At 63.9% G+C, this 18,047-nt stretch carries 20 protein-coding genes; 10 read left to right on the top strand and 10 right to left on the bottom strand.

Going from position 1 to position 18,047, the window contains the following annotated elements; all coding sequences use genetic code 11:
- Positions 1 to 57: 57 nt before the first annotated feature.
- The 4 genes from HFX_RS03430 to HFX_RS03415 are packed head-to-tail and all read right to left on the bottom strand — an operon-like array spanning position 58 to position 4,830.
- Positions 58 to 1,779 carry a hypothetical protein gene (locus HFX_RS03430; protein ID WP_004057520.1) on the bottom strand — a complete coding sequence of 574 codons (1,722 nt, stop codon included), beginning with the start codon at positions 1,777 to 1,779 and terminating at the stop codon, positions 58 to 60.
- Positions 1,773 to 3,746: a type II/IV secretion system ATPase subunit gene (locus tag HFX_RS03425; protein WP_004057521.1), complete on the bottom strand. Its 1,974-nt coding sequence runs from the start codon at positions 3,744 to 3,746 to the stop codon at positions 1,773 to 1,775. The genes HFX_RS03430 and HFX_RS03425 overlap by 7 nt, the downstream gene beginning before the upstream one ends.
- Positions 3,747 to 3,778: 32 nt before the next feature.
- Complete coding sequence (locus HFX_RS03420; protein ID WP_004057522.1) at positions 3,779 to 4,240, bottom strand: DUF7311 family protein; 462 nt, start codon at positions 4,238 to 4,240, stop codon at positions 3,779 to 3,781.
- Complete coding sequence (locus tag HFX_RS03415) at positions 4,237 to 4,830, bottom strand: DUF7310 family coiled-coil domain-containing protein (protein WP_004057523.1); 594 nt, start codon at positions 4,828 to 4,830, stop codon at positions 4,237 to 4,239. The genes HFX_RS03420 and HFX_RS03415 overlap by 4 nt, the downstream gene beginning before the upstream one ends.
- A 138-nt stretch (positions 4,831 to 4,968) precedes the next feature.
- On the opposite strand from HFX_RS03415, the gene HFX_RS03410 reads away from it, so the two are divergent.
- On the top strand, positions 4,969 to 6,051 hold the full coding sequence (locus HFX_RS03410) for a tubulin/FtsZ family protein (protein WP_004057524.1): 1,083 nt from the start codon (positions 4,969 to 4,971) through the stop codon (positions 6,049 to 6,051).
- Between the two features lie 90 nt (positions 6,052 to 6,141).
- Here the strand turns inward: HFX_RS03410 and HFX_RS03405 are convergent, their stop codons facing one another.
- Positions 6,142 to 7,491 carry an alkaline phosphatase family protein gene (locus HFX_RS03405; RefSeq protein WP_004057525.1) on the bottom strand — a complete coding sequence of 450 codons (1,350 nt, stop codon included), beginning with the start codon at positions 7,489 to 7,491 and terminating at the stop codon, positions 6,142 to 6,144.
- Between the two features lie 187 nt (positions 7,492 to 7,678).
- On the opposite strand from HFX_RS03405, the gene HFX_RS03400 reads away from it, so the two are divergent.
- From HFX_RS03400 to HFX_RS03390, 3 genes are read left to right on the top strand one after another with little or no spacing between them, the layout of a single operon-like run.
- Positions 7,679 to 8,119 (top strand): DUF5788 family protein, encoded by a 441-nt coding sequence (locus HFX_RS03400; RefSeq protein WP_004057526.1) that lies wholly within the window; start codon positions 7,679 to 7,681, stop codon positions 8,117 to 8,119.
- Positions 8,116 to 9,864 carry a DNA polymerase/3'-5' exonuclease PolX gene (gene polX, locus HFX_RS03395; protein ID WP_004057527.1) on the top strand — a complete coding sequence of 583 codons (1,749 nt, stop codon included), beginning with the start codon at positions 8,116 to 8,118 and terminating at the stop codon, positions 9,862 to 9,864. Before HFX_RS03400 ends, polX begins: the two co-directional genes overlap by 4 nt.
- A complete protein-coding gene (locus tag HFX_RS03390) occupies positions 9,861 to 10,382 on the top strand; it encodes a Mut7-C RNAse domain-containing protein (RefSeq protein ID WP_004057528.1) in 522 nt (173 codons plus the stop codon). Before polX ends, HFX_RS03390 begins: the two co-directional genes overlap by 4 nt.
- Before the next feature lie 63 nt (positions 10,383 to 10,445).
- Here the strand turns inward: HFX_RS03390 and HFX_RS03385 are convergent, their stop codons facing one another.
- The gene (locus HFX_RS03385) at positions 10,446 to 11,420 is read right to left on the bottom strand and encodes a DUF7139 domain-containing protein (protein ID WP_004057529.1); all 975 of its coding nucleotides are present in this window, start codon (positions 11,418 to 11,420) and stop codon (positions 10,446 to 10,448) included.
- Positions 11,421 to 11,566: 146 nt separating this feature from the next.
- Between HFX_RS03385 and HFX_RS03380 the strand changes: the two genes are divergently transcribed.
- The 4 genes from HFX_RS03380 to HFX_RS03365 all read left to right on the top strand — a co-directional run bounded on the left by HFX_RS03380 (position 11,567) and on the right by HFX_RS03365 (position 13,697).
- Positions 11,567 to 11,848, top strand: a complete 282-nt coding sequence (locus HFX_RS03380; RefSeq protein ID WP_004057530.1) for a DUF5789 family protein — start codon at positions 11,567 to 11,569, stop codon at positions 11,846 to 11,848.
- A gap of 2 nt (positions 11,849 to 11,850) precedes the next feature.
- Positions 11,851 to 12,522: a CPBP family glutamic-type intramembrane protease gene (locus HFX_RS03375; RefSeq protein ID WP_004057531.1), complete on the top strand. Its 672-nt coding sequence runs from the start codon at positions 11,851 to 11,853 to the stop codon at positions 12,520 to 12,522.
- Positions 12,519 to 13,106 carry a GrpB family protein gene (locus HFX_RS03370; protein WP_004057532.1) on the top strand — a complete coding sequence of 196 codons (588 nt, stop codon included), beginning with the start codon at positions 12,519 to 12,521 and terminating at the stop codon, positions 13,104 to 13,106. The genes HFX_RS03375 and HFX_RS03370 overlap by 4 nt, the downstream gene beginning before the upstream one ends.
- Positions 13,107 to 13,241: 135 nt before the next feature.
- Entirely contained in the window at positions 13,242 to 13,697 is a 456-nt protein-coding gene (locus HFX_RS03365; protein ID WP_004057533.1) for a DUF302 domain-containing protein, read from the top strand.
- 5 nt (positions 13,698 to 13,702) lie between these two features.
- Here HFX_RS03365 and HFX_RS19965 read toward each other — a convergent pair whose 3' ends face one another.
- The 3 genes from HFX_RS19965 to HFX_RS03355 all read right to left on the bottom strand — a co-directional run bounded on the left by HFX_RS19965 (position 13,703) and on the right by HFX_RS03355 (position 16,381).
- Complete coding sequence (locus HFX_RS19965) at positions 13,703 to 13,876, bottom strand: hypothetical protein (RefSeq protein ID WP_004057534.1); 174 nt, start codon at positions 13,874 to 13,876, stop codon at positions 13,703 to 13,705.
- A gap of 36 nt (positions 13,877 to 13,912) precedes the next feature.
- Positions 13,913 to 15,175: a DNA repair protein NreA gene (gene nreA, locus HFX_RS03360; protein WP_004057535.1), complete on the bottom strand. Its 1,263-nt coding sequence runs from the start codon at positions 15,173 to 15,175 to the stop codon at positions 13,913 to 13,915.
- A 225-nt stretch (positions 15,176 to 15,400) separates the two neighbouring features.
- Positions 15,401 to 16,381: a transcription initiation factor IIB gene (locus HFX_RS03355; protein WP_004057536.1), complete on the bottom strand. Its 981-nt coding sequence runs from the start codon at positions 16,379 to 16,381 to the stop codon at positions 15,401 to 15,403.
- 122 nt (positions 16,382 to 16,503) lie between these two features.
- Here HFX_RS03355 and rnhA point away from each other — a divergent pair, with 122 nt between their 5' ends.
- Together rnhA and HFX_RS03345 are read left to right on the top strand one after the other, a co-directional pair.
- Positions 16,504 to 17,097, top strand: coding sequence for a ribonuclease HI (gene rnhA / locus HFX_RS03350; RefSeq protein ID WP_004057537.1), 594 nt, complete (start codon positions 16,504 to 16,506; stop codon positions 17,095 to 17,097).
- Entirely contained in the window at positions 17,090 to 17,650 is a 561-nt protein-coding gene (locus HFX_RS03345) for a DUF7108 family protein (protein WP_004057538.1), read from the top strand. The genes rnhA and HFX_RS03345 overlap by 8 nt, the downstream gene beginning before the upstream one ends.
- 36 nt (positions 17,651 to 17,686) lie before the next feature.
- Here the strand turns inward: HFX_RS03345 and HFX_RS03340 are convergent, their stop codons facing one another.
- The gene (locus tag HFX_RS03340; protein ID WP_004057539.1) at positions 17,687 to 18,046 is read right to left on the bottom strand and encodes a PadR family transcriptional regulator; all 360 of its coding nucleotides are present in this window, start codon (positions 18,044 to 18,046) and stop codon (positions 17,687 to 17,689) included.
- Position 18,047: the final 1 nt, after the last annotated feature.

Genomic DNA, 18,047 nt, shown 5'->3' with positions numbered 1-18,047 from the left:
AGCCAGAGTACTGAGACAGAGACGACACGAGACAGGTCGCGGATTGGTCCTATCGACTCAGACGAGCGTGCCCGCGGCGACGAAGGCGAGAGTGAACGTCGTCGTCGCCGACACGAGCGCTTTGCCGACCCGCGACGCGACGAGGTGACGGTCGAGTCCGTACTCGACGCCGACCGAGAGCGTCGTGAGGATAATTGCCGACAGGAGGACGTACACTCCGACGGCGAACCCGAGGTCACCGGTCGCCATCGGCGCGGTGACGGCTGCCTCGTCAAGCGTCCGTGCGGGTCCCATTCCGTCTGCGAGCGCGACGGTCGCACCGGCGACGAGCGGGCCGAAGATGGCCGCCGTGTTCGAGAGCGTCTCGGTGACCGATGCGAGTTCGCGGCGCGCTTCGGCGTCGAGACGCGAGAGTGCGGCGAGTTGGTCAGCCATCGAGACGATGGCGCGGCCCGCCGGGCGACCCTCGCTGGCGGCGAGTCCGAGCAGCGTTGCGACACCGGCCACGCGTGGACTGGGTACCGAGTCGAGAACGCCGTACTCGCCGCAGAACGACTCGACGACGCCCACGCGGAGGCGACGCTGGACGCCGACCGCATCTTCGAACAGTTCGCCCGTCGCGCCGGGGACCGACGTGGCGGCACGGGCGAGTGCGGACTCGACGGCCTCGCCCTCGCCGACGGCGCGACCGACGAGATAGAGCACGTCCGAGAGCCCGTCTTCGACCGCCCGAACGCGGTCGCGGAGTTCCATGACCGGGCGCGCGGCGACGAAGAGCGCAGTTCCGACGCCGAGACCGAAGGCTGCGAGCGGTGCCGCCCACGGGGCGACGAGCATGGTGACGGCGACGAAGGCCGCAGTACCCGCAACCCCGCCACCGAGTACGGCGACGAGACGGTGGTCGTCCACAGCTGGGTGAGACGTATCGACTGAAAGCGGTGCAAAGGCGACCGGCCTGCGGACGAGCACCCACCCGACTACGGCGAGGAGGCAGGCGGGAAGCACGAAGTCGTAGAGGAAGACGACGTGCGACGAGGTGATGCCGACGCCAGCGACCCGAGCCGCGGGGAGTGCGCCGACCAGCGCGAGCGGGAGCAACACGCCGAAGGCGTAAACTGCAGTGGCTGGGCCGCGAACCGACCCGACGAAGTCGGCAAGGCGGTCCTGTGTCCCCTCGCGGACGACTTCGTGCGCGCGGTCGAGCGTGCGGTCCCGCTCTCCGTCGGGAACATCTGCTGCCGTCTGGAGCAGCGCCGTCGCTCGGTCGAGCGCCGGGAACCACTCGCGCCACGCGTCGGCAAACTCACCGAGTCCGGTTGTCGGCGTCCCGCGGGCGCGGTTGGTGTGGGCCGCAAGCGAGGTCGAAAGCGGGTCGTCGTCGGCACGGGCGGCGAACGAGGCAGCCCGCTCGACGGAGGGTTCGATGCGCATCCGAAGCGCGATGCGGCCGACGAGTTCCGGCGCGTTACCGAGTGCCCGAGTTCGGCGGAGCGTCGCCAGCCAGACCGGGAGCGTGTGCACCGCATGAGCGGTTCCGAGCGCTGCCGCGAGCGCGACGAAAACGACCGAGATGGTCGGCAACCGAGCGACGAGAGCGAGCAGTCCAGCGAGCAGTCCTGCAGGAACAGTTGCGCCGTAGCCCGCGCTGACGACCGTCTCGGCGTCGAGGTCGTATCCGAGGAACGCGAGCGACCGTTGCAACTCGTCGCTCGGGGCAACGTCTGCGGGAGCAAGCTTCGCGAGCGTCGTCACGGCCGAAGAGACAATCGTCGTCAGCATTCGGAATCACGCTCCGCACGGGCCGCGGCGAGGTCAGCGGGCTTCGTTCGGCCGGTTTCGGCGAGCGATTTGAGGAAGGCTGTCCGAGTTTCCAGTGCGTCGAGTACGTCAGCGTACGACTCGCCCGGACGAGAGAGGGACTCAACCGCGAGGCTATCACCACGTGAGACAGCTCCTGAAGAGACAAGCGAGTCGCCGTCGTGGCTGAACAGTGTCTCGAACGCAGCGTCATCGCCGGTTGGTCGGACCTCCTCGACACGGGCGACGCGGTGGGTCTCCGCGCGCTCGCACGTAATGACGAGGTCGGTTGCCGCGAACGACGACGCAGGAACGTCGAGGTCGGAAACGACGCGCTCGCGAACATCCGCCGCGCCGTCGCCGTGAATCGTTCCGAGGACGGCGTTTGCGTTCGCGCCGACACGCATTGCCTCGTAGAGAACCGCGGCTTCCTCGCCGCGAACCTCCCCGAGTGCGAGTGCGCCGTCACCCAATCGAAGCGCCGCGTGAAGCGCCTCCTGCGGCGTCGGCTCCGGGCCACCGGTCGTGTCGGTCCGCAGCGTCTGCACGTCGCGGTCGGCGGACCGCAGACTCGACGCAGGGAGTTCGGGCGTGTCCTCGATGAGAACGGTGCGAACGTCGCTCGGGAGTTCCCATAGAAGCGACCCGAGGAACGTCGTCTTCCCTGCCCCGCGTGACCCGGCGACGAGAACTGACGCACCGCGTTCGACCGCGAGCGAACAGAGCGCCGCGGCGTCAGCCGAAATCGTTCCGTTCGCAACGAGCGCGGGGAGCGTAAGCGGCGTTTCGTCGTGACGGCGGAACGCGAACCCGAGTCCGTCGCTCGCTGGCGCGGTCACGCCCGCGACACGGACGCTCACGCCGCCCGCATCGACCACCGTGTCGAGCGTCGGGTCGGCGCGGGAGAACGACGCCCCGCTCACTCGTCGCAGACGAGAGGCGAGCGACTCGGCACCACCGGGCGCGAGGCGAACGTTCGTCGGCATCGACGTGCCGTCGACGACGACGCGAATCGGGTTCTCGTCGGCCGGGGTCGAGACGTACACGTCGGAGACGGCGGGGTCCGAAAACAAGTCGTCGAGGACGCCGTGACCCTGCGTGTGTTTCGCGAGAATCGTCGTGAGTGTCTCGACGGGAGCCTCTGCATCCGCAACGAGACGGACAGCACGCCCCGGTGCACGCACTCCGGAACCGGCATCGACCGAACCCCGAGCGAGCGCGTCGTGTGCGGCGGCGAGCGTCCGTGCGGCCTGTTGGTCGAGTTTCGACTCCGGCGGGTCGAGGTGGTAGACGAGACCGTTCGGTGTCTCGTACTGACGGGCGACCGCGCCGGTATCGAGGTCGGTCGTGGCGACGAGTCGCCCGTCCGCCGGCGGGCGCGGGTCGACACGTGAACGGGCGAGCGTCGGGCCGACAACCGCACGGAGCGCGTCGTCGTAGTCGGTCGTTCGAGTAATTCCCTCGGAAAGCCCGGTTTCGGCCGCAGCGCGGCGTATCGGACCGGCGCGGCCGTTTGCCTCGTAGGCGGCGGCGAGCGGGTCCCGACGAGCACGCTCGGCGAGTCGTTCGTCGTGGAAGTGCACGCGCTCTGCGAACCGGCCAGCGGCGACGAGCAGACCGGTCGCGGCGTCGTCGTAGCGACGTTCCAAGCCGTCGGTTCGGACGACGACGCCGTCTGCGTCGCGCGTCTCCAGTGCCTCGATAACCGTGGCGCGGCAGGCGGGGGCGTGAGCCAGTAAACCGCGGTTCGGACACGCCGATGCATCGACGGCGAGCGTGACTGTCTCGTCGTGCGGCCGGTCGGTCGGTGTAGTGAACTCGGTTGTACACTCACAGGCGTCCGAGGAGGAAGAATCGAGAAGGTAGTCACCGGTCGCGTCGGCGAGGCGGTCACCGAGCGTGTCCGGGAGCGCAGAGGCGATGGTTTCGGAGAGGGAATCGAGGGGCATGCGATGGGGTGGCCCCGTCCGGGTATTTGAACCTACGCCACCGACGAGTCGGCGTGAGCCGGAGCGATAACGACCACAGAACCGTCGGTATCGGACGCGAGCGTCAGTTTGAGGCGATGCTGTCCGGGGCCGAGGACGAGTCGTTCACCGACGACCCGAACTCGCGGGCCACCAACGCGCCGCACGACGGTCGGACCGGACGAGGTGGTTGCCGTGAGTTCGACGCCGTCGCCGCCGCGAATTGAGAGTCGAGAGACGCCCGCTGCTCGCCACGACCCCGATGGGACGGTGAGGACGATGTGTCGCTGCGCACCCGCGACACCGGCAGGTGTCGGGTCTTCGGTGGTCGCGAGGGTGGCCGAGGCATGCGCGAGTTCGTCCGCCATCGTTCCGATTTTGACGGTTGTCGCGTCCGCTCTTGCCGCGTCGGCCGCGGGAAAGGCCACGCCCGCAATGGCGACGGCGAGGAGACACGTGAGAACGACGCGAATCACAGTGCGTCGCGGAGGCGAGCGGCCAAGCCGCGGCGGTCGTCGTCGGCGGCGGCGTTGGTCCGGTCAGTGTTGGTCCGGTCGGCGTTGGTCCGGTCGGTGTTGGTCCGGTCAGTGTTGGTCCGGTCAGTGTGAGTCGTACGAGCCGAGTGGGGTACACGCGTGTTGTTGGCGGAGGTAGCAGTCGTCGACTCGGCCGATTGCTTGTCTGCTGGCTGAGATGCAACCGCTTGCGCGAATGCGTCGTCAGATTCATCGATGAGTGCGGCTTCCAGCGACTCCGCTTTGGCGAGCGCGGCGTTCGCCCGTCGCTCGACATCCTCGTTGACGGTGCGGACGCCGCCCAGATAGCCTCGAATCGCCTGCGTCGCGGCGTCGACTTCGTCGAGGCGGTCAGTGAGCGTCTCGACAGCTGATTCGAGGTCGGTGATGCGTTCTTCGACGGCGGCGAAGTCTTCGAGATTCGAGAGGTCGGCGTCAGTTCCAGTCAGCGTGCGCTCGACCGCGTCGAGTCTCGAAACGAGTTCGGCAGTTCGGTCCGTCGCGGCGCGAGCGTGACCATCTGTATCGAGTCGGACAGGGTCGTTCGTCATAGCACGGGGTGGTCCCGTCATCCGACATAAAGCTCAGGAACAGTTAGTGAACGAAAGCGCGAGGGCGAACTGTCGACAGCGGAGGGCATCAAAGTAGGGTGGGGAACGTTCAAGACGGGGCCAAGAGTGGATTGTGATATGAAGACCGTCCTGATTGGTGTGGGCCAAGCGGGTGGAAAGCTCACCGCTGCCCTCCAGTCGTTCGACCAACAGATGGGATTCGGTGCCGTCCTCGACGCCGTCGGGGTGAACACCGCGAAAGCTGACCTGCAGTCGCTTCCGTTCGAGACCGTCCTCATCGGACAGGACCGTGTCAACGGACACGGTGTCGGCGGCGACAACGAACTCGGCGCTGAAGTGATGGAGTCTGACAAGACCGAAGTCATGTCCGCATTGGACGGGCGCGTCACGGCCGAGGCGGAGTCGATATTCGTCGTCGCCGGACTCGGCGGCGGGTCGGGGTCCGGTGGCGCACCGGTGCTCGCAAAGGCGCTCCGCCGCGTGTACAACGTACCAGTCTACGTTCTCGGTATCCTCCCGGGTCAGGACGAAGGTGCGATGTATCAGGTGAACGCCGGTCGGTCGCTCAAGACCGTCGCCCGCGAATCCGACGCCGTCCTTCTCGTCGACAACGATTCGTTCCGTGCATCCGGTGAGTCGATGAGCGAAGGATTCGACGCCATCAATCAGGCAATCGCCCGGCGCGTTGGACTTCTGCTCGCCGCCGGCGAAGCGACCGAAGGCGTCGGCGAGAGCGTCGTCGACACCTCCGAGGTTATCAACACCCTCCGCTCTGGGGGAATCGCCGCCCTCGGCTACGCCAGCGCCGAAGCGTCCCCAGAGGCGGAAGACAACATCAATACCGTGATGAGTACGACCCGCCGCGCGGTCCTGACGGGGACGAGTCTTCCAGACGCCAGTAACGCCGACTCCGCGCTCGTCGTCATCGCCGGGGAACCCGATACGATTCCCCGAAAAGGCGTCGAACGCGCGCGTCGTTGGGTCGAGGAGGAAACCGGCAGCCTCCAAGTCCGGGGCGGCGACTTCCCGCTCGAAAGCGGTCATCTCGCCTCGCTCGTCCTCCTCGGCGGTGTCGAGCGGTCCGAGCGCGTCGAAGCGTTCATGGAGCGCGCTCGTGAGGCTATCGAACAGACGGAGACCGAACAGCGGGATGACCCGAACGAGATGTGGCAAAACGACGAACTCGAAGACCTCCTATAGCGCCGCCACACACGTCTCGAAGCGCACGCTCTCAGTTTCTACACCGGTACAGTGTAGCAGATAAAGAAGGACCGTCGATTCTGTGGTCGCTTACTGTTGAATGAGGCTCGCACCGTCGAGTTCGGTGCGGGCGTAGTCGACTTCCATGAGGTCGAGAATCGTCGGCGTGATATCGTAGAGGTCGGCGTCCTCGATAACCGCGTTGGGGTCGTCGACGTAGAGCGTCGCGTTGTCGAACGAGTGCATACCATTGCGTGGGCCGACGCCGAACACGTCGTCGTGACCCCTGAAGCCGGATTTGAGGTCGAAGCCGTGGTTCGGGATGATGACGAGGTCCGGGGCGATGTCGTCGTGGTCGCCGCGGAAGGCATCTTCTTTGACGACGACGCGCTCTGCGACTTTCTTGCCGTCCGGTCCTTCGAGGGCTTCGAGTTCGGCTTTCAGTTCGTCACGCACTTCCTCGTACTCCTCTTGCGGCACCGAACCACGGGGTTCGCGGCCTTCGAGATTGATGAAGAAGCGGCCGGGGATGAGCGAGTACGCCTTCGAGTCCGCATCGATGTCGCCCAACGAGTCGTGGTCGTCAGTCTCGTACGAGAGCCAGCCGTTCTCTTCGAGCCACGTGTTGCAGTGGACTTCGTAATCGAGCGAGGTGAAGCCGTGGTCGGAGGCGACGACGAGCGTCACATCGTCAGAGAGCGTGTCACGGATACGACCGATGTAGTCGTCGACAGTGCGGTAGAACTCGAAGAAGGCGTCCTTGTTCTTCCCGTCGCGTTCGTAGTCCTTGAAGAGGAAGTGGTTGACGCGGTCGGTCGTCATGAAGACGCCAAAGAAGAGGTCCCAGTCGTCCTCCTGGAGGTAGCGCTCGAATGCGTTGTAGCGGCGGTCGAGCGTCTTTTGGGCGTCTTCCATGAACGCGGTCTTGTCCTCGTCGTGACCGAGTTTCGCGTTCACGTCGATTTTGTAGCCCATCTCGGAGAGCGTGTCGCGGAAGTCGTCGGGGTAGGCGGCCTTGTCGACGCCGGGCGAGAGGAACCCAGAGACCATGCGCTGGACGTTCCGTTGCGGCGGGAACGTCACGGGGACGTTCATCACAGTGGCCTTGCGACCGGCGTCGGTGACGCGGTCCCAGACGCGGGTTGCCTGCACGTCTCGACCCATCGGAACGTACGCGTCGTACGAACCGACTTCACGGTCCTGGAAGCCGTAAACGCCCGTTTCTCCGGGATTGACGCCGGTCGTGAGTGCGGGCCAGCAAGCGCTGGATTCCGGTGGGACGATACTGTCGATAGCACCGGCCGAACCCTCGTCGGCGAGTGCTGCGAAGTTCGGGAACTCCTCGGGATACTCAGAGAGGAGACTAAACGGCACCCCGTCGATGCCGATGAAGGCGACGCGGGGATGGTCCTTGCCGCGGAGTCGGTCGAACAAACCCATACCTCACGGTATCCAAGAGAACCATAAGAAGGTTCGTCTCTACGCCGGTGTTTGCGCCGACGTACGACGGTGACGCGCCTACGACCGAGTAAGCGGCGAGATTCACCGGTCAACGCAAGGCCGGGGTACGCAGAGGCGTCTTGGGAGGGGCGAAGGAGCGAAGTGTCACGCGAGGTAACGAGCACTCGTGAAGGAGTTCGAGCGAAAACAACTCTTGGAGCGCGTCAACAGGGAGGGTGCGACGGTCGGCGCACAGATTCCCGAGCGCATCGACATCCAAGGAGAGGAGATAGACCTCCAGCAGTTCGTCTTCGAAATCAAGCGCCGAGACACCATCCCGCCGGGCGAGCACGAGCGAGTCGACCAGGCGAAGCGGAACCTCCGGCGCGAGCGCCTCGAACGACTCCAGCGTATCGAGGACAACGAAGTGAGTTACGAGAAAGGCGAGGAACTCGTCGAGGCAATCGTCGGCATCGACCGGGCGCTGAACGCCCTCGAACAACTCCGGCCGGTCGACCTCGAACAGGAAGCGAAACTCCAGAACGCGGCCGACCAGAAGCGCTGGATGAACTTCCTGAAGAAGGCCCTCGGCCGCGGCGACGGCCCGAGCAAGCGAGGTGGCCGATGAGCCGAAACGACGAGGTGGCGACGCTCCTCGAAGAGTTCGCGGACCTCCTCGACGCGAAGGACGTGGCGTACAAACCGTCGAGTTACCGCCGCGCCGCGGAAAACGTCAGGGAACACCCACAACCAATCGAAGAACTCGCCGCGGAAGGCGAAGATGCCGTCAAGGGAATCAACCGCGTCGGCGACGCCATCGCCTCGAAAATCGTCGAGTACATCGAAACCGACCACATCGAGGAGTTAGACGGCCTCAGAGATGAGTTGCCCGTCGACATGGCCGGGTTGACGAGCGTCGAAGGCGTCGGCCCGAAGACGGTCGGCACACTCTACGAGGAACTCGGTATTACCGACCTCGACGAGTTGGAGGCGGCCGCCCGCGACGGGCGGATTCAGGAGGTCAAAGGCTTCGGCGCGAAGACGGAGGCGAACATCCTCGACGGCATCGAGTTCGCCCGCGAGGCGACCGGCCGAGAACTGCTCGGAAAGGCGCGACCGGTCGCTGACGACCTGCTTTCGTACCTCGCCGACCACGACGCCGTCGACAGCGCAGAACCGGCAGGGTCGATGCGGCGGTGGCGCGAGACGGTCGGCGACATCGACGTGCTCATCGCCAGCGACGACGCCGAGGCGGTTATCGAGCACTTCCTCGATTGGGACCTCGTCGGCGACACCATCGAAGCGGGCGAACAGAAGGCGAGCGCCCGAGTGAACGCGATGCGAGTCGACCTCCGCGTCGTCGACCCCTCGGAGTACGGCGCGGCGCTCCAGTACTTCACGGGCAGCAAGGACCACAACGTCCACCTCCGCAACATTGCCATCGACCGCGGCCTCAAGATGAACGAGTACGGGATGTTCGACATCGCCGACGTTGACGACCCGGAGGGCGGCCCCCGTGTCGGCGAGCGCGTCGCCGGAGAGACCGAGGAGTCGATGTACGGCGCGCTGGACCTCCCGCTCATTCCGCCGGAGATGCGCGAAGACACCGGCGAGATAGAACTGGCCGCCGACGGCTCGCTTCCCGACCTCATCCAAGAAGGCGAGATTCGCGGCGACCTGCACACGCACACGAACTGGTCGGACGGCGACAACACCATCGCGGAGATGGTCGCCGCGGCCGAAGAACGCGGCTACGACTTTCACGTCGTTTCCGACCACGCCACCGGTCCCGGTATGGTCGGCGGCGTCGGCGTCGAGGACGACGAACTGCTCGAACAGATAGACGAGGTTCGCGCTGTCGCCGAGGACACCGATATTACCGTGTTCACCGGCGTCGAGGCGAATATCGACGCCGAAGGCGCTCTCTCTGTCGACGACGACGTACTCGACCAACTCGACGTCGTCGTCGCCTCACCCCACAGCGCCCTCGACCAGGACCGCGAGACGGCAACCGACCGACTCGTCCGCGCGATGGAACACCCCGCCGTGGACATCCTCGGCCATCCAACAGGTCGGCTCATCAACCAACGACCCGGCCTCCCGCTCGACTACGAACGAATCGCTTCGGCCGCCGTCGAGAACGGCGTTGCGCTCGAACTCAACGCCAGTCCGTACCGACTCGACTTGAACGGGGAAGCACTCCGAATCGCTGTCGAGGCGGGCGCAACAGTCGCTATCAACACCGACGCCCACCGACCGACTGAGCTCGACTACGCCCGCTACGGCGTCCACACGGCACGTCGCGGGTGGGTCGAGACCGCGGACGTGTTGAACACGTGGTCGGTCGAAGCGCTCACGGACTTTCTCCATTGACTGACGACGTTGGTTCGGACCACCCCGGAACGGTCGCCTCGGGCATCGACCAGCCCAGCCCGGGCGTGACTGCCCTCCTTCTGGACGTGATGCTCGGAAAACTCGCCACTTACCTGCGGATGTGCGGGTACGACGCTGCCTACGCTCTCACCGACGACGGCTCGGACCCCGGCGACGAACAACTGCTCGAACGGACAAAAGACGAGGGGCGCGTGCTCCTTACGCGCGACGTGACGCTCGCAGCACAAGCCCCTCGGAGCGTGCTTCTCGCGGAACGAGAGCCGATTGACCAACTTCGTGAACTCGAATCAGTCGGTTTCGACATCTCACTCGACGAGGAACCCGCACGATGCGGCGTCTGCAACGGGCCGGTCGAAGCGCTCGGTGACGAAGCGTCGGTTCCGGCCTACGCGCCGGACCCGAGTGAGACGACCCTCTGGCGGTGTCTGGACTGCGGACAAGTGTTCTGGCGCGGGAGTCACTGGTACGATGTCGAGTCACGACTGGACGAAACGTGAGAAGAGACGGCTACTCATAGGGTCGGTTGTAACTATCAGCGGACGAAAACAGTTCTCGACGGCTTACTCGCGGCGACGGGGGAACCACTCGTCACAGGATTCCATATCCTGCATCATCTCGTCGTGGGCCGCACAGTAGGGTTTGAGGCCGTCGGAGGTCCGAACGTACTCGAAATACGTGCAGTTGCCACAGTAGCGGTCGCCGACGGTGGCGGTGGCCGGGCGGTTCGCATCCGGGTGGTTGGCGGCGTTCGCCGGAGAGCGCGTCGTGGTCGACTCCACGGTGTCAGCAGTCTGTGGGGACTGTGCAGACTGCGTGGATTCCGTCGATTGCGTTGGCTCGACATCGAGCGGCGTGATATCTTCGGTCGAAGCGCCGCCGTCGGTCGCGCTTGCCGTGTCCGAAGACGCAGATTGATTCCGATTCTGATTCGTTTGCGTCTCGATGTCGCCATCGGGCGTTCCACCGAGGAAACCGATGCCGCCGAGACCGCCGAGGCCGCGGCTGGACTTGTCAACCTCGACAACGCGCGTTTCTCCCTTTTTCGTCACCTGAACGGTTGCGGTGCCGCCGGGGTCGTTGCGCGTCTTGAAGTTGGCAACGCCGACGAACAGACACCAGAAGGTCGTGACGGTGCCGAAGAAGTAGACGGCGATGGTCTCCAAGGTGAGGTCGCGCAGGCCAGCGCCACAGGTCGCGCCGGTCCACTGGCACGGATATGCGTGAGAGAACAGCGCGACACCGAACATGGCAATGCTCGCACCAATAACGGCCGCAGCGCGGGTTCGACGGCTCGCGGGGAGCACCGCTAACACGCCGAGGAAGACCGCAGGGACGCCGATACCACCGAGGATGCCCCCGAGTTCGCGTGCTTCGCCGAGCGTTGCTCCGCCCGACGTGTAGACATCGGTCGTCGCGACCACGATGCCCGCGACGACGAGCAACACACCGGTGAGGAACGCCCCGAAGCCCAGGGACAGCCGTCGGAGACTCGGGCCACCGCGGCCACCGTGATACGCCTCCGAAAGACTGGTCATAAACCTGCCTACGAAACCAGTCCCTAAAACGATGCGTCAGACGATTGTCTGTTCTCCGACACGTCGCGGGCTATCGATATTGCACTCGAACACGGGTCGATGTGAATCTCGAAGGGATTATCATGCGCGGTGGCTAACCCTCGCCCATGGCTGACGAGGAAGAAGACGAGGCACCCGCCGTCGAACTCGGTGAGGGTGCGTCCGTCGAAGGCGCGCCGCTCGCGCGTGTCGCCTCTCGACTGACGTGGCCCCAAGAAAAGAGCAGTATCCTTGAGAAAGAAGGCGACGCGGCCATCCGCACGCCGGACGGCCCGCAGACGCTCGAAGACGTGCTCGCCGAGGTCGACGAGACGTACTTCGATACGCGCCAGGTCTTCGTCGACGACGTTCTGGATGTCGTTGGACGCGGTCCGGTCGCAACCGAATAACGGTGCTTCATCGCCGGCTTGCGCGACTCCCGTGGCTCTACCGCGCCCTCCTCGTCGGGGGTGCGGTCGGTGCCGCGTGGAGTCTCTGGACTCTTCCTGCCGGCGACCTCACGTACCGCGCGGTTCACGACGCACTGCTGTTTATCCTCGTACCCGGAGCGATGGCGGTCGCCCACGGCCAAAATCTCGGCTGGAACGTCGACCGGCACGCGCTCCGGAACACCGTCCTTCTCGCACTATTCGTCTTGCCGTTCTATCTCGTCGGGTCGTCGCTGCCGACGATTCGGACGTACTATCCGATGTGGCACACCTCGACCGCCCTCGCTGACTTCCTCCCGCACGCGGCACAGCAACTGCTCGTCGTCATCGCTGCTGAGACGTACTACCGCGGGTTGCTCTGTGTCGGCGTCCGCGAAATCGGGCGGAAAAGTGCCCTTATCAGCCCGATACTCTACGCGTTCCACCACGTCGGCAAGCCCCCGATTGAACTCGTCCTGTCGGCACCCACGGACGTGTTGTTCGGTCTCGTCGACTACGAGAGCGAGTCGATTCTTCCCTCCATCGTCGCCCACGGCGGCGGTCTCATCCTCCTCGACTGGTTGGTTCTTCACCCGCCGCTGTTGCCGCCCGAGAAGGTTGCAGCGGCGCTCCAGTGGCTTCCGATTCCGCTATGAGCGACGAGAACACCCAGTCGTCAGACGCTGGAGCCGACCGGTTCCCGTCGCTCGGTCTCGCCCGCGGAACGGTCGAACTCGTCCCGTACGACCCGCAGTGGCGCGACGAATACGAACGCGAAGTCGAGCGCCTTCACTCTCGTCTGGGAGAAGAAGTAAACGGGTTTGAACACGTTGGAAGTACGTCTGTTCCGGGACTTGCAGCGAAACCCATCGTAGACCTGATTGCCCTTGTTCCCGACCTCGGCGACACCAACGACGTAGCACGGGTTCTCGAGGATTCGGGCTACGAGGAGCGTCCGAACGACGAGGTACCCGACAGACGATTCTTCGCACGCGGACCACCGCCGTGTCGGACCCACTACCTTTCTGTGACCGAACGGGGGAGCGATTGCCACCGTGAGCAGGTAGCGTTTCGTGACGCGTTGCGGTCGGACGATGACCTCGCGGCCGAGTACGAACGGCGCAAGCAGGCGCTCGCAGCAGTACATCCAGACGGGCGAGATGCGTACACCGAATCCAAATCGTCGTTCGTCCAGTCGGTCCTCCAGAAAGTTCCGCAGGCGGTCGATGACACCAAATAATTGGCCAACCGCGACAGCGAAGCTCCAGCCGACGACACAACGTAATCAGCGAGCGGTTTCGAGCTAGCCCGGTTCGGATGTGCAGTTACATCACAATACCATACCTTTTCCACATCTGGGGGCGAAGTGTGTCCTATGGTACTCCCAATCGACCCCAGCGCCATCAAACCGGAAGACATCGGCGAGGAACGCGTCGTTCTCCACATGGACCACGAGGAAGCAATCGAACACGCTCGCGAGGCCTTCACGGCCGCCGGGTTCGGTGTCGCCACCGAATTTTCGCCCTCGGAGATGCTCAACGAGAAGGTCGACGCCGACCGCGACCCCTACTACGTGCTCGGCGCGTGCAACCCGACGATGGCGAACCGCGCCCTCGACGCCACCGACAACAAGTTGGGTGCCCTCTTCCCGTGCAACGTGGTCATCTGGGAGGAAGAACCGGGCACGCAGGTCGTCTACCACCTGAGCATCATGCGTGTCGCCCGCCTCGTCGGTATCGCCCCAGACAACGAGGAGATGGCCGACATCGTCGCCGAGACCGGCGAACTCGTCGACGAAGCGCTCGCCAACCTCGACGGAATCGAAGCGTAAGCGACCTACACCGATTCGAGTTCTTCGAGTGCGTCGGCGATTCGCTCGATATCGCCGCGAATCTTGTACAACAGATAGATTCCGACGACCGCCGCGACGACCGGCAATAGACCGATGACTGCGTAGATAAGGAATATAATAAGCAGTTCTGGACCGCCCGGGACCTGTAAGGGAATCATACCCTCATCTGGTTGTTCGGTGTCAAAAGAATTTACTCACGAAAAATCGAAGATATTGGTCTGGAGTCCGGCGGCCATCGTGGACTTCCGCCGCAGGTCGCCGAGCGAGATAGGCAGGTAGTCTTCCACGTCGCTGACGGCGTCGCCGAACGTCTCGGCGGCGGCTTTCTCGCCCTCGAACGCATGCCTGATTGCCTCGCGGACCTGCCAGACGCCGACCGGCCCCCAGTAGTCGTCGGAGACGTGCCGGAGGACGAGCGCCTTCGCCTGCCGCCCTCGGTCGTTGAGGTGTTCGAGGACGCCCAATCGGGAGGCGTGGTACGCCCCCGCTGTCTCGTTCACGTAGCCGGTGCGACCCTCGTATCCCTCGTAGTCGGCGGCGAGGTACATCCCGGCTTCGGGGTCGGGGTTCCAGACGCTGCCGGGCGCTTTCATCTCGACTAACTCGAACTCCCAGCGCCCCGGCGCGAGAATAACCCAGAAGGCGTTTCCGAGGAACTCGTTTCGATAGATTTCGACGCCGTCGATGGAACCGGCGTGTCGAACCTGTCCTCGGAGGTACTGGCCGAGCGTGTCGTCGACGGCAGTGATGGACCACCGCGTCGGGACGAGTCGGCGCTGTTCGGTCTGGCCGAGTGCGCCCGCCGAGAGAATGGTGTTGATGTCGTACACGTCGAAGCCGCGTCGGTAGAGATACGTCATCGCCCCCTGAGCGTTCCAGTCGTCGTCTTCGAGCGTCTTTTTCACCAGTTTCGGGACGTGTGGGTTCTCCGCGAGGTCGGCCGAGCGGGCGCGAGCGCGTGGACCGACGGGGGTCGCCACGTCGGCTGCGCTCGCGTCGAAGTCGAGGTCCGGTTTGCCGTCGAGTCCGATTTCGACCGTCACCGGGCGGTCGGCGATGGCGACCTCGCGTTGCGTCCCGAGAAAACCATCCCACGAGTCCGCGACGTTCGTCACCTTCGTCCCGCGGTTCGAGTTGAGAAGCGAGGTTCGCCGCTGAAACACGTCGTTGATACTCACACCCTCGTCGTACCACGCGGCGCTCGTCTCGAAGGCCGCAGCGTCCTCGTCGTGCCCGACCGGCGAGAGGATACCCGTCGAGACACGCGGATAGTTCGACCGGCCGACGAAGATAGACGGCGAGACACCGCCGTAAAGGGAGTCGCCCTGAACCGTCTCCTCGAACCGGTCTTGGAACGTTTCGAGATGGTCGAGGATGCCGTAGGACTTCTCTTCGGCGAGACGCCGCCGCTCGGCACGTTCGTCCCGCTCGATGTCCATGTACTCGTCGAGCCGCATTACCGAACTGTGGGGCGGCCGCGGGTATGAACCTTCGGCGATGCGGACAGGTTTCGTCGAAACGAGGAACGAGTAGCACCAAAGAGGAATAACGAATGTGAGTCAGCGGAAAGAAGAGTGTCTGTCGACGAAACCGACGGCCATCACGCGGCGCGGAACGCAGTCACGCGATGCGAATGTCACGCGATGCGAAGTATCGCGTCGGTGCGTTGTCGGAGACGCACCTTAGGTGTGGATACCCATCGCCTCGATTTGTTCTTGATAGCGGTTCCGGATGGTGACTTCAGTGACCTGTGCGACTTCGGCGACTTCGCGTTGGGTCTTCTTCTCGTTGCAGAGAAGCGACGCCGCGTAGATTGCTGCGGCGGCGAATCCGGTCGGCGACTTGCCGGAGAGTAAGCCCTGTTCAGCCGTCGTTTCGATAATCTCGTTCGCCTTCGACTGGACTTCCTTCGAGAGGTCGAGTTCCGACGAAAAACGCGGGACGTACTTCTTCGGGTCGACCGGCCGCATCTCCAACCCGAGTTCCTGCGAGATATAGCGGTACGTCCGTCCGATTTCCTTTCGTTCGACGCGCGATACCTCGGAAATCTCTTCGAGTGAGCGTGGAATCCCCTCTTTTCGACAGGCAGCGTAGAGCGCCGACGTGGCGACACCCTCGATAGAGCGCCCGCGAATCAGGTCCTCGTTGAGGGCGCGGCGATAGATGACAGATGCGACCTCGCGGACCGAGCGCGGGACGCCGAGCGCGGACGCCATGCGGTCGATTTCACTGAGTGCGAACTGCAGGTTACGCTCGCCAGCGTCTTTGGTTCGAATGCGCTCTTGCCACTTCCGCAGGCGGTGCATCTGCGACCGCTTTTTCGAGGAGATTGACCGTCCGTAGGCGTCTTTGTCCTTCCAGTCGATAGTCGTCGTTAGCCCCTTGTCGTGCATCGTCTGCGTGGTCGGCGCGCCCACGCGGGACTTCGATTGACGTTCGGAGTGATTGAACGCGCGCCACTCCGGCCCGGGGTCGATACGCTCTTCTTCGATGATGATACCAGTCTCTTCGTGAATCAACTCGCCGTCGGCGGTTCGGACAACTTCCTCGGGGTCGAGGTTATCGAGGTCTAACTCGTCCTCCGATGTCTCGCCGTCTTGCGACTCGTCTCCCCATCGAGTCCGGTCGTGCTCACGCTCCCGCTGGCGGGTAGGCCGTTTCATCGCATTTATATATTGTCTATTTCCTTGCACTTGAAACTTTTCTCGGGGGGAAGTGAGTTGTTTTTACTCCCGAAGCGACTGCGAACGGAGCGCCTATACCGAATCCACAGTGAGATGGTAATATGCCGACCGTCGAGTGCGACCCTGACGAAGCGCGACGACGACTCGAAGAGGCGGGCGTGTCCGTATCGCCCGGCAACACCGAACACGAGCGCTGGCGCGCAGACCGAGGCGACGCCAGCGCGGTCGCATACGACGGGAAAGTCGTCGTACAAGGTTCGAGACCGACAGACTTGCTCGCACTCATCCAACCGAAGGGCGGGAGAGCACACGTGTACTTCGACGGCGCAAGTCGCGGAAACCCGGGACCCGCAGCCATTGGCTGGGCTATCGTAACGAGCAACGGAATCGTCGCCGAGGGGTCGAAACGAATCGGAGAGACGACCAACAACCGCGCCGAGTACGAGGCCCTTATCGAGGCACTCTCGGTCGCGGACGAGTACGGATACGACGAAGTGGACGTTCGCGGCGACTCACAACTCATCGTCAAACAGGTCCGCGGCGAGTGGAAAACCAACGACCCCGGCCTGCGAGAACGCCGCGTGAAGGCTCGTGAACTCCTCGAACGCTTCGACCGGTGGTCGCTGGAGCACGTACCACGAGAGATAAACGACCGCGCGGATACCTTAGCCAACGAGGCCCTCGATAATGCCTGAGTCAGAACTCCCCGAAGACGTAGTTGAAGAAGCAACGCGGCTGACTCGTCTGGCCCGCGACGCCGTCGACCCCGACGAGCGCGAGGCATATCTGTCGGCCCGTGATGAACTCGTCGACGAACACGATTTCCTCTCGCGGGTCCGCGAAGAAGATGATGTACTCGTCCTCCACCCCGCGGAATGGGTCGACGACGAGGGAACCGTCGTCCCCAAACAGATTGACGATGTTGACAGAGGCGTCGAACAACCGCTGTCGGGGACCGGCGAGGAACACGAGTGGAGTGCTATCGAAGAACACAATGCCCGCCTCGTCGCTACCGTCGCCGAGAAACATGGAGAGGACCACGCCGCGAACGCGCGTGCGTTCGCCGACTTCCTCGGGAACCACTACGTGCGCCGTATCGAGACGGCTGGCGCTCCCGAGGTGCGTGAGTTCATCGAAGAATATTATCCACGCAATGCGTGGACGACCACTGAACAGCGGTCGATTCTTTCGGAATCGCTCAAGTTGCTCTTCGACGCCGCAGACGCCGAAGTGCCCGAATACAACTGAGCGAATCCGCAGTTCGTGCGGATATGATTTGCGTGATTACAGCTTCGCGTCGATGAGTTCCGAGACCATCTCGGCGCGCTCATCGTCGGTGACGAACTTCGAGAACATCCAGTCGAAGCGGTCGAGGACGGCTTCGAGACCGGTGTCGGTCAGCTCGTACTGGTTCGTCCGCTTGTCGAGTTCGCTCTTCTCGACGAGACCCATCTCGACGAGGTCGTCGAGATTGGGGTACAGACGCCCGTGGTTGACTTCGGTGTCGTAGTACTCTTCGAGGTGGCGCTTGATGGCCAGACCGTACATTGGTTCTTCTGCCAGGATTACTAGGATATTCTGCTGGAACGCGGTGAGGTCCCGAGTCGCACCGGATTCGTCGCCAATTGTTTGTGCCTCTGACATA

Origin of the sequence: Haloferax mediterranei ATCC 33500, from assembly GCF_000306765.2 — an archaeon.
GTDB lineage: Archaea > Halobacteriota > Halobacteria > Halobacteriales > Haloferacaceae > Haloferax > Haloferax mediterranei.
Note: the sequence above shows the minus strand (reverse complement) of the source record. Positions and strands in the feature narration are given on the sequence as shown.

What these genes read in the sequence shown, in the direction of transcription:
- HFX_RS03430 (WP_004057520.1), bottom strand. Translation starts at nt 1,779, where the DNA reads ATGCTGACGACGATTGTCTCTTCGGCCGTGACGACGCTCGCGAAGCTT.
- HFX_RS03425 (WP_004057521.1), bottom strand. Translation starts at nt 3,746, where the DNA reads ATGCCCCTCGATTCCCTCTCCGAAACCATCGCCTCTGCGCTCCCGGAC.
- HFX_RS03415 (WP_004057523.1), bottom strand. Translation starts at nt 4,830, where the DNA reads ATGACGAACGACCCTGTCCGACTCGATACAGATGGTCACGCTCGCGCC.
- HFX_RS03410 (WP_004057524.1), top strand. Translation starts at nt 4,969, where the DNA reads ATGAAGACCGTCCTGATTGGTGTGGGCCAAGCGGGTGGAAAGCTCACC.
- HFX_RS03405 (WP_004057525.1), bottom strand. Translation starts at nt 7,491, where the DNA reads ATGGGTTTGTTCGACCGACTCCGCGGCAAGGACCATCCCCGCGTCGCC.
- polX (WP_004057527.1), top strand. Translation starts at nt 8,116, where the DNA reads ATGAGCCGAAACGACGAGGTGGCGACGCTCCTCGAAGAGTTCGCGGAC.
- HFX_RS03385 (WP_004057529.1), bottom strand. Translation starts at nt 11,420, where the DNA reads ATGACCAGTCTTTCGGAGGCGTATCACGGTGGCCGCGGTGGCCCGAGT.
- HFX_RS03380 (WP_004057530.1), top strand. Translation starts at nt 11,567, where the DNA reads ATGGCTGACGAGGAAGAAGACGAGGCACCCGCCGTCGAACTCGGTGAG.
- HFX_RS03370 (WP_004057532.1), top strand. Translation starts at nt 12,519, where the DNA reads ATGAGCGACGAGAACACCCAGTCGTCAGACGCTGGAGCCGACCGGTTC.
- HFX_RS03365 (WP_004057533.1), top strand. Translation starts at nt 13,242, where the DNA reads ATGGTACTCCCAATCGACCCCAGCGCCATCAAACCGGAAGACATCGGC.
- HFX_RS19965 (WP_004057534.1), bottom strand. Translation starts at nt 13,876, where the DNA reads ATGATTCCCTTACAGGTCCCGGGCGGTCCAGAACTGCTTATTATATTC.
- nreA (WP_004057535.1), bottom strand. Translation starts at nt 15,175, where the DNA reads ATGCGGCTCGACGAGTACATGGACATCGAGCGGGACGAACGTGCCGAG.
- HFX_RS03355 (WP_004057536.1), bottom strand. Translation starts at nt 16,381, where the DNA reads ATGAAACGGCCTACCCGCCAGCGGGAGCGTGAGCACGACCGGACTCGA.
- rnhA (WP_004057537.1), top strand. Translation starts at nt 16,504, where the DNA reads ATGCCGACCGTCGAGTGCGACCCTGACGAAGCGCGACGACGACTCGAA.
- HFX_RS03345 (WP_004057538.1), top strand. Translation starts at nt 17,090, where the DNA reads ATGCCTGAGTCAGAACTCCCCGAAGACGTAGTTGAAGAAGCAACGCGG.
- HFX_RS03340 (WP_004057539.1), bottom strand. Translation starts at nt 18,046, where the DNA reads ATGTCAGAGGCACAAACAATTGGCGACGAATCCGGTGCGACTCGGGAC.